Raw genomic sequence first — 12,189 nt, 5'->3', positions numbered from 1 at the left:
TGTGACGGGCTTCACTCTAATCGCAGGCCGAGCTCCCGATAGCGAGACATCCGCTCGGCATACCTCCGCTCAGGGGGACGCCGACGCACCTCCACCAGGGCGGTGGCCACGGCGTCGGCCATGCGGTCGCAGAACGCGTCGGGCTCGTCCGCGGCGTCGGGCAGTTCGGGGACCACCACGTCGACGATCCCAGCGTCGTGTAGGTCGGCGGAGGTGACGCCCTGGGAGCGTGCGACGTCGGCGGCCCGGTCGGTGGAGTGGTACAGAATCGCGCTGGCGCCCTCGGGTGGGAGCGGGGCGAGCCAACCGTGGTGGGCGCACAGCACGCGATCCGCCGGCAGCAGTGCCAGCGCGCCGCCGCCGGTGCCTTGGCCGAGGATCACCGAGACCGTGGGCGTGGGCAGCGTGACGAGGTCGGACAGGCTGCGGGCGATCTCGCCGGCCAGGCCGCCTTCTTCCGCTTCGCGGGAGAGTGCCGCGCCGCGGGTGTCGATGAGCAGGACCAGCGGGACGCCGATTTCGGCGGCGATGCGCATGCCACGGCGGGCCGAGCGCAGGGCGGAGGGGCCGAGCGGGTTCTCGTGGATCTCGGCGTCGCGGTCCTGCGCCAGCACCACGGCGGACTGGCCGCGGAAGCGGGCCAGCGAGAGCAGGAGGGAGCCGCTGTCCTCGCCCTGGCCGGTGCCGGAGAGCGGGACGCGGTCGGGCGCAACGCGCGCGAGGAAGTCGCGGGCGCCGGGCCGGTCGACGCGGCGGGAGCGGGTGATGGAGTCCCAGGCGTCGGGGCGCTCGGCGGCGGCACTAGTCGCGGTGTCGCCCTCCCTGGCAGCAACGCTGGCCGCTGCCCCTCCCGCAGCGGTCCCTCCCGCAACCGGCCCGGCGTGCGCGTCCTCGGTGTGCGGCCCCGGCTCGTCGACGGCCGGCGGGTCTTGGCACAGCACCCGCAGGGCGCGGGACGTGAGGTCGCGGACGCCTTCGGGCGGCAGGACGCCGTCGATCATCCCTCGCTCAGCGAGGTTCTCCGAGACCTGCACGCCCTCGGGGAACGGGGCGTCGTAGAGTGCCTCGAAGACCCGCGGTCCGAGAAATCCGATGAGCGCGCCCGGTTCCGCGACGGAGACGTGCCCGAGCGATCCCCAGGAGGCAAAGACGCCGCCGGTGGTGGGATGGCGCAGGTAGACGAGGTAGGGCAGGCCGGCGGACTTGTGCTCGGCCACGGCGGCGGAGATCTTGACCATCTGCAGAAAGGCGATGGTGCCCTCCTGCATGCGGGTGCCGCCGGAGGTGGGGGAGGCGAGGATGGGCAACTGCTCGGCGGTGGCGCGCTCGATCGCGGCGACAATCCGCTCGGCGGCCGCGATGCCGATGGAGCCGGCGAGGAAGTCGAACTCGCAGGCGATGATCACCACGCGCCGGCCCTCGAGCGTTCCTTCCCCGGTGATCACCGACTCGTCGACACCGGACTTCTCCGCGGCGCGCGCCAGCGAGTCGGCGTAGCCGGGAACGGCATCGACCTGCGCGGACTTCAGCGGCGCCCCGTCCCAGGACCGGTATGAACCGTCGTCCAACACCAGGTTGAGGATCTGCCGAGCGCCGATGCGTGCCATGTCTGCAATCGTACGGTGGGGTCTTCTCACCTGCGTGTGTGACTGCTCGCGGGCTAGAGCATGGGTGTAAAGCGCTACACGGAATCAGTTCCAAAACAGTGATTCAGGAGGTGGTTCGAATGGCGACGGCAGTCTATGGCGCAAAGATCGCGGCGGCGCAGACGTCTGCGAATCTCTCCCAGCGTTCGCTCGGCGAGCGCACTGGGATCTCCCAGCCGACCCTGAGCCGGATTGTTCGCGGGGAACGCACCGCCACAATGCCCGAGCTCATCCGGATTGCCGAAGCCACCGGCGTGACGGTCGCCTATCTGGCGGGCTCGGCTGCCTCCGATCGAGTCCAGTGCGCTGCTCGAGCGTCCGACTGGTCGGACATGGCCCAGATGTACGAGAAGCTGCTCCACTTTGTTGAGCTGGACGATTATCTCGACGACCAGGCGATACCTGCCAGCTCATGACGAAGTCAGAAGGGCAGTCGGCCGAACACGCCGGGGAGCAGGCGGCAAGGGAATTTCGCACCGAACACGGGCTCGGCGTTCAACCGCTGGGAGATCTCGCGGCGATCATCGAGCAGTCGACCGGATGTGATGTGGCCGTGCTCGATGTCGCTCGAGACCAGCACGGATTGACCATGCGGGACCCGTCACGCGGTGTCACGTTCATCGGAGTGGCCCGCACGCGTCATCCGATGAGACAACGGAGCACATTCGCCCACGAGCTCGCACATGTCATCTTCGGCGACTGGGATTCACGAGAAGAACTCTCCATCAGATCTCCGGCGGAGGTCCGTGCCGACGCCTTCGCCCGCCACCTGCTGGCCCCGGTAGAAGGTCTGACAACTCACCTGGGCCAGCGTGCGACGTTCACCGAGGCCGACTTGTCGGCGGTGGTGCAGCGATTCCTGGTGTCACCGCAAATTGCCGCCATCAACCTGGAACGCGCCGGATACATCAGCGCGGCGACCAAGAAGGAGTGGCTGTCCCTCTCGACGCCGACCCTCGCTGCCCGCTACGGGTGGAGTGAACACTATCGATCCCTTCAAGACGATTCGGACCGGCCACGGCCGCCCCGGAAGCTGTTGGCTCGAGCGATCGCCGGGTACTCCGAAGGGGTTGTCAGTGCGCAGACCATCGCCACGCTGCGGGGGATAGGTGCTGAGCAAGTGGAAGCGGAATTGGCGGCCGCGGGAATTATTCCAGGTGGGGGCGACGATGCGGCTATCGCCCCGGCCACTCTTCCCGACGTCAGCATCGACTTGAGCGATCTCGACAGCGGAGAGTGAAGGGACGGGACTGAATGACTCCGCGCCCGATCATGGACGCTGGCCCGGGCCTCAACTTCTTTGCGTCTCACAGTGAACGGCTGCAGTTCGGCACTCTCGGGGCCCTCTGCATACCGGAGACCGTCGAGCAGGAAATACGTCAGATGGCCAGGCAGCCTCGGTTCGATCCTGCTGGACGCGTCATGAATAAGCTCCCCGCGAAATACCTGGAGGTCTTTCCCGACGACGCGACTGACGAGTACGAGCGTCGAAGGAGAGCAATCGCCTGCGTCGACTCAAGGATCGCGGGGAGGCGGTGGGAAGCATCGGCCTCATCGGCACACTCACTGTGCTTGAACGCGCCGCTGGCGGCCAGTCCCTCCCTGACAAGGCGGCACTCCGAAGCCTTTACGACAAGCTCCGGAGGCTCGATGATGGTCTGCCCCGTCTCGAGTCGACCGAATTGTTGACTTTGCCCTGCTGGCAGGGTGCGCTGCGCGATACGTGGCTACCGGCAGGCTGAATGGCGGTATGTCTCGGCACGCTGCGACAACTGCAGGCCAAGTCCCGAGCCGCCGCCTGCCGAAGTATCGTTTCCACCATGATCGTCTCGAACCGCGACGGCGCCGTCGTCACCGTCACTCTGGACAACCATGACAAGCGCAACGCCCTCGACGCCGGGGTCTGCACGGCGATCCGTGAGGCGGTCGAGGCGGCCGCGGCGCTGGCGGAGGCGGACGATCCGGTGCGGGCGATCGTCATCACCGGCGCCGGCACGGCGTTCTGCGCGGGCGCGGATCTGTCGGGCGGCGTCTACAACACGGCGTTCTACGACGCGCACGCGGAGATGCTGCGGACGATCGAGTCGGTCCCCGTCACGGTGATCGCGGCGATCAATGGCCCGGCGGTCGGTGCCGGTGTCCAGCTGGCGCTCGCCGCTGACCTGCGCGTGGTGGACCCGAGCGCGGTGTTCGCGGTGCCGGTGGTCAAGGTGGGCCTCGCGCTGGACAACTGGACCATCAAGCGCCTGTCCAACGTGGTGGGAGGCGGCCACGCGCGGTCGGTGCTCATGACGGCGCGCCCCGTGGGTGCGGAGGTCGCGGCGCAGATCGGGCTGGCCAACGAGATCGGCGGTCTGGATGCGGCGATGGACCTGGCGCGGGAGATCGCGGGATTCGCGCCGCTCACCCTCCAGCACATCAAGACCGTGATCAACGACGACGACGCGCGACTTCTCCCTCGGGACGAGCACACCGATCTGCAGCAGCGTGCGTGGCATAGTGAGGACATGGCGGAGGCTCGTGCGGCCCGGCAGGAGAAGCGTCCGCCGGTCTTCCGGGGTCGGTGAGCCGGGTAATCCTTACAGGAGGATGAGGGGACGTCCCTGTCTCGCGGGCTGAACAGGTACTATTCCAGCGCCCGGCCTGGCTTGTATATACGTGTTCTCATCGCGTGTCCGCTGGGTACCGCGTGAGACTAGAAAGGCCGCACGTAGATGGCCAGGCACAGTTCGGCGCCGCAGAGTTCCAATCAGACGGCTCGCAAGGTCGTCCTCGTAGGTGCCGCGATCCTCGCGGTGGTGCTGGTGATCGGCTTCGCCGTCTCGGCCCTGTCCAGGTCGGGGATCGGTGGCTTCTGCGGCGACGAGCAGACGATCAGCGTGGCGGCGGAGCCGGATATCGCCCAGCACGTGCGCGACCTGGCCGAGGACGCGGACGGCTGCTACTCCTTCGAGGTGGAGGACATCAGCTCGGCGGATTTCGCCGCCCGGGTGACGGACCGCCAGGTGCTGCCGGACCTGTGGGTGCCGGACTCCGCGGTGCGTCTGGCCCAGGTCTCGCGTGATGTGCAGATCCCGTTCGAGACGGTCCTCAACTCCCTCGCGTCGACGCCGGTGCTCATCGCGTCCAAGAACGCGCAGGTCGACATGTCCACGTGGACGGCGGCACTGGCGACCCCGGGCCTGTCCATCGGCGATCCGGTCCGCTCGGGTGTGGCAGATGCGCCGATCCTCGCGGCGGCGTCGGAGGTCGAGAACATGCGCTCGAACCAGGAGGCGCTCTCGGCGTCGGTCGCGGCGCTGGCGCAGGGTCAGGCGAGTCGGCGGGAGGCGCCGCTGTCCTCGCGCGAGATGCTCGATGCGGTGGCGGCGTCCAGCGGTGCCGCGGTGGTAACGGAGCAGCAGGCGGTGACGTTCCAGGGCGAGGTCCCGGATTCGGGAGTCGTGCTGGGGGCGCCGGCGACCGGCGCGGTGTTCCTCAGCTACCCGCTGGCCGTGACAGCACAGGATCCCACCCGTCGGACCGAGGTGACTGAGGCTGCTCAGGCGCTGCGCGATGCCACCGCGGCGGTCGATGTCGTGTCCACCCTCTCCGCCGACGGTTTCCGTACCGCCGACCGCACGCCACTCGCCGACGGTGCGGGGATCGGCGAGACCGAGGCGCTGGTGGTCCGCGACCCGAACCGCCTCTATTCCGAGCTTCAACGTTGGCGCCTGCTGGCGATGCCGGCCCGCTCGCTGGTCCTGGTGGACACCTCCGGGTCGATGGGTTTCGTGATGCCGGGCTCGGCGGCCACGCGCATCCAGGCGCTGGTGGAGACTGCCCGTACGGGTCTGGGGCAGTTCCCGGACGACGCGGCGCTGGGCCTGTGGGCCTTCGGCGGTGCCGCCGGCCAGGGCGGGATGCCGTACGCGGAGGTGTCACCACTGCAGCGGCTCGACACCCCCGTGGACGGCGTGCCGCACCGCGACGCACTCGCCGGCGCGCTGGGGGCCCTGCCTGGCCTCGTGGGCGGCGAGACGGACCTGTACACCACGGTGCTGGACGCCTACGACATGGTCCGGTCCAGTTACGACCCCAACATGATCAACTCGATCATCGTGATCTCGGACGGTGCTAACGACGCGGTGTCCCCGCTGAGCCGGGACGAGTTCCTGGCCCAGCTGCGCGAGCGCGTGGATCCATCTCGACCGGTGATCGTGGTGACGATCGGTCTGCTGGAGGACGCCGATCCGGAGATTCTGGCCGAAATCAGCCGGACCACCGGCGGCAGCAGCCACATCGCCCGGACGCCCGCGGAGATCGTCCAGGTGTTCGCCGAGGCGATCGGCCAGCGCGGGGGAGCCTGAGCCAACCCCGTTCTGAGGTGACGGCACCCCCACCGATGGGGGTGCCGTCACCTTTACTTTTCAGCGATTCATCAGCAATCAGCCGTTCACCTTCGGAATCACCTGTGCTGCGTGTCACACTTTTCCTCATCACTGATCGTGAGGCACGTCACTTTGTGTGCGTGCGACAGCAAATCGAAACGGAGGACCTGCAGTGTCCAATCCTTCTGACCCACCACCGGTGGGGGACTCACGCCGTACACCCACGGCCGACGAGTTCGTGGCCATGCAGAACAGCGCCGAGTTCCAGGAGTTGCGCGGCCGCTTCCGCTCGTTCGTGTTCCCCATGACGGTCGCGTTCCTCGTCTGGTACTTCCTGTACGTGATCCTGTCGATCTATGCGACGGGCTTTATGGGAACGAAGGTCTTCGGCAACATCACGTGGGGCCTGATCATCGGCCTCGGCCAGTTCGTCACGACCTTCCTCATCACGGCGCTCTACATCCGGTTCGCCAACAAGGAAGTCGATCCCCGCGCGGAGTCCATCCGCCTCGAGCTTGAAGGTGGGGTCGCCTGATGGACTGGTTGATCAACATTCGTGAGCTGGTGCCGGGCGAGCAGGTGGGCAGCACGCTGCTCAACATGGTCGTCTTCGGCATCTTCATCGTCATCACCATGGCGCTGGTGCTCCGGGCGTCCAAGTCCACCAAGTCCGCGAAGGACTTCTACACCGGTGGCTCGAGCTTCACCGGCCCGCAGAACGGTTTCGCCATCGCCGGCGACTACCTGTCGGCGGCCTCGTTCCTCGGTATCGCCGGCGCCATCGCCATCGACGGCTACGACGGCTTCCTGTACTCGATCGGCTTCCTCGTGGCGTGGCTCGTGGCCCTGCTGTTGGTGGCCGAGCTCATGCGCAACACCGGCCGGTTCACCATGGCCGACGTGCTGAGTTTCCGACTCCAGCAGCGGCCGGTCCGCATGGCGGCGGCGCTGGCCACGCTCGCGGTGTGCCTGTTCTACCTGATCGCCCAGATGGCGGGCGCCGGTGGCCTAGTGGCGCTGCTGCTCAACATCCACGACTCGACGGGCCAGGCGCTGGTCGTCGCGGCAGTCGGTGTGCTGATGATCGTGTACGTCCTCGTGGGCGGCATGAAGGGCACCACCTACGTCCAGATGGTCAAGGCTGTTCTGCTCGTCGGCGGCGTGCTGATCATGTGCCTGCTGGTCCTGGTGGCCGTCCGCGGCGACTTCTCAGCGCTGCTGGGTGAGGCCGTCAACCGCGCGGGCTCGGACCTGCTGTCCCCGGGTAACAAGTACGGCGCCTCCGAGACCACCAAGCTGGACTTCATCTCGCTGTCCATCGCGCTGGTCTTCGGTACTGCGGGTCTGCCGCACGTGTTGATGCGCTTCTACACGGTGCCCACGGCGAAGGAGGCCCGCCGCTCGGTGACGTGGGCCATCGCCCTGATCGGTGGCTTCTACCTGTTCACCCTGGTGTTGGGCTTCGGTGCCGCGGCCATGGTCGGCCCGGACGTCATCAACGACGCTCCCGGTGGCGTGAACTCGGCGGCCCCGCTGCTCGCCTTCGCTCTGGGCGGCGAGATCTTCCTCGGCATCATCTCGGCGGTCGCGTTCGCGACGATCCTCGCCGTGGTGGCGGGCTTGGCGATCACGGCGTCGGCCTCGTTCGCGCACGATATCTACAACGGCGTCCTCAAGCACGGTCAGGCGTCGGAGGCCTCGCAGCTCAAGGTCTCGCGCATCACGGTGGTGGTGATCGGCATCCTGTCGATCGTCATGGGCATCGGTGCCATGGGGCAGAACATCGCGTTCCTGGTGGCGCTGGCGTTCGCGGTGGCGGCCTCGGCCAACCTGCCGACGATCCTGTACTCGCTGTTCTGGAAGCGGTTCAACACCACGGGCGCGCTGTTCTCGATGTACGGCGGTCTGATCAGCACGCTGGTGCTCATCGCCCTGTCGCCGGCGGTGTCGGGCAGTGAGACGTCCATGATCTCGAGCGTGGACTTCTCGATCTTCCCGCTGTCGAACCCCGGCATCATCTCGATCCCGCTGGCATTCCTGCTGGGCATCGTAGGGACGTTCCTGGGGAAGAAGGACGAGTTCCCGCTGAAGCAGTCGGAGATGGAGGTCCGTTCGCTCACGGGTGTCGGTGTGGAGAAGACCATCTCGCACTGATCTCACCGCTCGTTCGGGCTCGATTGACCGCCCGGTCGTCCCTTCGGGGAGGGCCGGGCGGTCGGTTTTGTGGTGGGGAGCGGTTACAGTCGGTACTCCAGGTAGCCGATGGGGAGGCGATGCAGCAGATGTATCCGGGACAGGACGACCAGACCCGACGCATGGGGCAGCAGCCCGAGTCTCGTGCCTACTCGCAGGTGGGTGGGGGACAGGCGTATGACGGCGACTACGCCGCGTCTGGTTACCCTCCCGAGTCGCAATACGGTGGCGCGCCGGAGCGGCGGCGTGGCCCGGCGGTGGACATGGGCAAGTTCGTCGGCAGTGTTATTGCCACGGCGGTTGTCGCGGCGATCGCGGGCTGGTTGATCGCATGGGTGGTGGAGGCGGTATTTAACCGTTTCGGCCAGCCGTGGGCTAATGGTGGGAATACGCCGACCATGTACGCGATCTATGGGGCTGTGGCGGCGATCCTCGCCGGCCTGCTCTGGTACCTGCTGCTGGTGGGCACGGCCAACCCACGGCAGTTCTTCTCGTGGACAGTGGGGCTCCTCATCGTGGCCGCGGTGGTGCTGCCGCTCCTGCTGACGGTGCCGTTCATCGACGGTGTGGCGGCGGCGATCGTCAACCTGTTCATCGGCCTGCCCATCCTGGCGCTGACGAGCGCGTTCTCGGGAACGATCCGGACCTGACGCTGGGGCGTGGACGGGTTGTAGCGAGGCAAGCACGGAGAACTCTCTACCCCCGACTGTGGGCTAACTGGGCACCGGCAGTGGTGTCATCCTTTTGGCGCCTACGTCCGGAGTAAGGCACGAGCTTTCGCGATCGTGCGTGTCGCCGAGCAGCTCGGCGTGCACCGCGAGGCGTTGCGGACCTGGGTCCGCAAAGGCTAGGCCGAGGGCCAGGACCCTTCATCGGTGTCCGCCGATCGCGATGCCCGACTCACGCAGCTGGAGAAGGAAAATCGTGAGCTGCGGCGAGCGAACACCATCCTCAAGCAGGCGTCAGCTTTTTTCGCTTCAGTACCAAAATGATGGTGCCCGGTGGGGTTGGCTCGTTTTTTCGCTGCCGTAGACGGCTTGTCCGCGATGTGCCGCTCCACTGGGTGTGCATCGCTGATCAAGGCCGTGGCCTTATAGGAGCTTGCTCGCTCGTCCTGCCCGACTGAGGCGTGCCCGACCTCGGTTGGCGATGCCGAAGTGCACGATACGCAGCAGGAGGAGGTCCGCGGTGGCTGGAATTGATGCCCACAAGAACTGGCACACGCTCGTCGCTGTCGACGAGGTCGGCAGGAGGATCGATGTCCTCACGGTCGAGGCTCGGGCGGCTGGGCATCAGAAGATCATGACCTGGCTCGAGCAGTTCGAGGAGGTGAGCATCGCGGTCGAGGGCTGCCGGCACCTGACGCGTCGCCTGGAAGCGGACCTGCTCGACGCCGGGCACAAGGTGGTGCGAGTCCACACCCGGCTGATGGCGGGTATGCGCCGGTCGGGTCGTGAACCCGGCAAGTCCGACCCGATCGACGCGGAGGCCGTGGCGCGTGTTGCTCTGCGGGAACGCGACCTGCCCACGGCCGAGTTGCCGGGGCCGGCGCGGGAGATCAAGTTACTGTCCGACCACCGTCGCAGCCTCGTCGCTCGCCGTACCGCACTGCAGTCCAAGGTCCGCTGGTTCCTGCACGAGATCGACCCTGACCTGCAGATACCGTCCCGGGCGCTGCGTCGCTACCATCGCCTCGATGAGTTGATCGCCTATCTGGGCGGCCTGACCGGGGTGGTGCCGGAGATTGCCCGCGACATTCTGGAAGACATCCGGTCCCTCACCCGGCGGATCAACGAGATCGAGAGCCGGCTGAGCAAGCTGGTGCGCGCCGATCATCCGCACCTGCTTGACGTGCCGGGCCTCGGGGTGCTCGGAGCGGCCATGATCATCGGCGAGACTGCCGGGGTCAGGCGGTTCAAGTCCAAAGACGCCTACGCCCGTTTCAACGGCACGGCCCCGATCCCAGTGTGGTCTGGCAATAAGGTCCGCGTCAGGCTGTCCCGAGGCGGCAACAGGCGCATCAACGCCGCGCTACACATGGCCGCGGTGACCCAGCTGCGGCTCGGCGGCGAAGGCACCGACTACTACGACAAGCTCATCGCCGCCGGCAAGACCCGCACCGAGGCATTGCGACTGCTCCGCCGCCGGATATCGGACCGGGTCTTCGCCGCGATGCGCGCCGACGAAGCACGGCCCGTGCCCGAGGCCACGTCGCCGCCTCCAACTGCAGCGCCACGCACTCCGATCCCTGCACTTCAGGCGGCGGCGTGAGCGGAGCTTGACATAGGAGCATCTCAGTGCATCCGTGACCGCCGCCGCGTCGACGAGGGACACCTCCGCCGTGGCAGTGCAGGACTACGTTTGGCCGTTTCGACCGCGCTGGTTTCGCGCAGGCCTCGACCCCGGCGCGGGCTCGCCCTCGGGCACGAGGCCGGGAAGGTCGAAGAGTCCGGGCTCGACATCGTCCATGGCCGGTGAGCCTACTGCTCCGGACTCGGTTCCCGCTGTGGGGCCGCCCCGGCAGGCCGCTCGCGTCTCGAATCGTTGGCGAGGTGACTCCTTCACCAGACCTCCCGCACGACTTCGGCGACCTTCCTGCAGACGAGCTCATCCGAGCGCTTGTCGACACGATGGGCCGCGCCGGGGTCTCGCCCGAGCAACTGGTGGACGTACTCGCCGGTGGCGGGGATCCCCTGTCGACCCTGGGCATGGGTGCGGTTCCCCCGTCGCCCTGGAACCGCCCGGCCGTGAACCGGCGGCATCCGAGGCGTGAGATTCCGGTGACGTATCGCGTGAAGGTAGAACTGGTGGACTCGTCCCCGCCCATCTGGCGGCGCCTGGATCTGCGCAGCGACCTCATGCTGCCGCGGCTGCACCTGATCCTGCAGGAGGCCATGGGGTGGACGAACAGTCACCTGCACGAGTTCATCCACGCATCGTCGCGCCAGGACCGCGACGCCGAGCACTTCGGCTCCAAGGACTACCCCGACGCCGGCGAGATGGGCGAGCTCGACGAGGCCGACGTGCGGCTCGACGAGCTGGCGCACAACGCGGGCGACAAGTTCCTGTACTGGTAGGGCCACGACCGTGACCCCGACGACGACCACGACGACGGCGAGGTCCTTCCGGACGCAACCGTGGTGGCCGGTCGCCGGGCCTGCCCTCCGGAGGACTGCCGGGGGACCTGGTCCTACAACGCGTGGATCGCGGGCGACATGAACCCGGATGGCTGGGAGCCCGAGTTCGTCGAGTTCTGGGCGGAGTGGGACGCGGAGGCCTTCGACCTTGCCGACGCGCAGCGGCGAGTGGCCGCGGTGGCCGACATGCCCGGCACTTTGCGGGAAGTCCAGGCGGACGAGGCCGCCAAGCTGCAGATCCTGCTGGAGCGGATCGGGGACGGGGTCACGCTCACCGCGGCCGGGTACCTGCGGCCGACGATGGTCGAGCAACTGATGGTCGACACCGGCTGGGATCGTCTGTGGATCGGGAAGAACAATCGTGAGGATCTCACGTTCCCGATCTGGCAGCTGCGGGACTGGGCCCGTGCGCTCGGACTGGTGCGTAAGTACAAGGGCGAGCTGCGGCCGACTCGCAATGGGGTCGCGCTGCGGAACGACCGTGAAGCCCTCGCCGAGCTGATCGCACGGAGCCTGCCGCACGACCGGCTCTACGGCAGCTCGATGGACTGGTTCTGACCCGGCTGGCACGGACCTGGCCGGTGCCGACCCGACCGGGTTCGTGCGGCCTGGTCGTCCGGCTCCAATCCGCCGAGATCGTAGGAGAACCGGTGCTTGCCGTGGCGGCCCTTGCCGTCGTCGTCCTCGTTGCCCGGTCCTGAGTTGGACTGTAATGACCGCTCAGCTTGTGTGCCCGGTCGGCATGGCGGGATGACCTGAAGAAGACCTCCGTGTGAGGTGTGGAAGCGACCAAGCAAACACACGCACAACGGAGGTCTTCGTGTCCCACGCTAACGCCACCCT

General features: G+C 67.4%; 9 protein-coding genes and 1 pseudogene. 9 read left to right on the top strand and 1 reads right to left on the bottom strand.

Annotated elements, in window-relative coordinates:
• Window positions 1–11: 11 nt before the first annotated feature.
• Window positions 12–1,607: an acetyl-CoA carboxylase carboxyltransferase subunit alpha/beta gene (locus OPF83_RS12500; RefSeq protein ID WP_264887794.1), complete on the bottom strand. Its 1,596-nt coding sequence runs from the start codon at window positions 1,605–1,607 to the stop codon at window positions 12–14.
• 119 nt (window positions 1,608–1,726) lie between these two features.
• On the opposite strand from OPF83_RS12500, the gene OPF83_RS12495 reads away from it, so the two are divergent.
• From OPF83_RS12495 to OPF83_RS12455, 9 genes and pseudogenes are all read left to right on the top strand, one after another.
• On the top strand, window positions 1,727–2,062 hold the full coding sequence (locus tag OPF83_RS12495) for a helix-turn-helix domain-containing protein (protein WP_264887793.1): 336 nt from the start codon (window positions 1,727–1,729) through the stop codon (window positions 2,060–2,062).
• Window positions 2,059–2,886: an ImmA/IrrE family metallo-endopeptidase gene (locus tag OPF83_RS12490; RefSeq protein WP_264887792.1), complete on the top strand. Its 828-nt coding sequence runs from the start codon at window positions 2,059–2,061 to the stop codon at window positions 2,884–2,886. Before OPF83_RS12495 ends, OPF83_RS12490 begins: the two co-directional genes overlap by 4 nt.
• Window positions 2,887–3,466: 580 nt before the next feature.
• Complete coding sequence (locus OPF83_RS12485) at window positions 3,467–4,213, top strand: enoyl-CoA hydratase (RefSeq protein ID WP_264887791.1); 747 nt, start codon at window positions 3,467–3,469, stop codon at window positions 4,211–4,213.
• A 147-nt stretch (window positions 4,214–4,360) separates the two neighbouring features.
• Window positions 4,361–5,995 carry a hypothetical protein gene (locus tag OPF83_RS12480; RefSeq protein ID WP_264887790.1) on the top strand — a complete coding sequence of 545 codons (1,635 nt, stop codon included), beginning with the start codon at window positions 4,361–4,363 and terminating at the stop codon, window positions 5,993–5,995.
• Window positions 5,996–6,260: 265 nt separating this feature from the next.
• Window positions 6,261–6,551 (top strand): DUF485 domain-containing protein, encoded by a 291-nt coding sequence (locus OPF83_RS12475; RefSeq protein WP_264887847.1) that lies wholly within the window; start codon window positions 6,261–6,263, stop codon window positions 6,549–6,551.
• Window positions 6,551–8,170, top strand: coding sequence for a cation acetate symporter (locus OPF83_RS12470; RefSeq protein WP_264887789.1), 1,620 nt, complete (start codon window positions 6,551–6,553; stop codon window positions 8,168–8,170). The genes OPF83_RS12475 and OPF83_RS12470 overlap by 1 nt, the downstream gene beginning before the upstream one ends.
• 119 nt (window positions 8,171–8,289) lie before the next feature.
• On the top strand, window positions 8,290–8,859 hold the full coding sequence (locus OPF83_RS12465) for a hypothetical protein (RefSeq protein WP_264887788.1): 570 nt from the start codon (window positions 8,290–8,292) through the stop codon (window positions 8,857–8,859).
• A 538-nt stretch (window positions 8,860–9,397) separates the two neighbouring features.
• Window positions 9,398–10,480 carry an IS110 family transposase gene (locus OPF83_RS12460; protein ID WP_264887787.1) on the top strand — a complete coding sequence of 361 codons (1,083 nt, stop codon included), beginning with the start codon at window positions 9,398–9,400 and terminating at the stop codon, window positions 10,478–10,480.
• A gap of 359 nt (window positions 10,481–10,839) precedes the next feature.
• A pseudogene (locus OPF83_RS12455) lies at window positions 10,840–11,904 on the top strand (plasmid pRiA4b ORF-3 family protein).
• Window positions 11,905–12,189: the final 285 nt, after the last annotated feature.

Source organism: Dietzia sp. NCCP-2495 (genome assembly GCF_026011735.1).
In the GTDB taxonomy this organism is placed as follows: domain Bacteria; phylum Actinomycetota; class Actinomycetes; order Mycobacteriales; family Mycobacteriaceae; genus Dietzia.
This window is presented reverse-complemented; position numbering and strand designations above follow the sequence as displayed.

What these genes read in the sequence shown, in the direction of transcription:
- OPF83_RS12490 (WP_264887792.1), top strand. Translation starts at nt 2,059, where the DNA reads ATGACGAAGTCAGAAGGGCAGTCGGCCGAACACGCCGGGGAGCAGGCG.
- OPF83_RS12495 (WP_264887793.1), top strand. Translation starts at nt 1,727, where the DNA reads ATGGCGACGGCAGTCTATGGCGCAAAGATCGCGGCGGCGCAGACGTCT.
- OPF83_RS12470 (WP_264887789.1), top strand. Translation starts at nt 6,551, where the DNA reads ATGGACTGGTTGATCAACATTCGTGAGCTGGTGCCGGGCGAGCAGGTG.
- OPF83_RS12485 (WP_264887791.1), top strand. Translation starts at nt 3,467, where the DNA reads ATGATCGTCTCGAACCGCGACGGCGCCGTCGTCACCGTCACTCTGGAC.
- OPF83_RS12480 (WP_264887790.1), top strand. Translation starts at nt 4,361, where the DNA reads ATGGCCAGGCACAGTTCGGCGCCGCAGAGTTCCAATCAGACGGCTCGC.
- OPF83_RS12475 (WP_264887847.1), top strand. Translation starts at nt 6,261, where the DNA reads ATGCAGAACAGCGCCGAGTTCCAGGAGTTGCGCGGCCGCTTCCGCTCG.
- OPF83_RS12465 (WP_264887788.1), top strand. Translation starts at nt 8,290, where the DNA reads ATGCAGCAGATGTATCCGGGACAGGACGACCAGACCCGACGCATGGGG.
- OPF83_RS12500 (WP_264887794.1), bottom strand. Translation starts at nt 1,607, where the DNA reads ATGGCACGCATCGGCGCTCGGCAGATCCTCAACCTGGTGTTGGACGAC.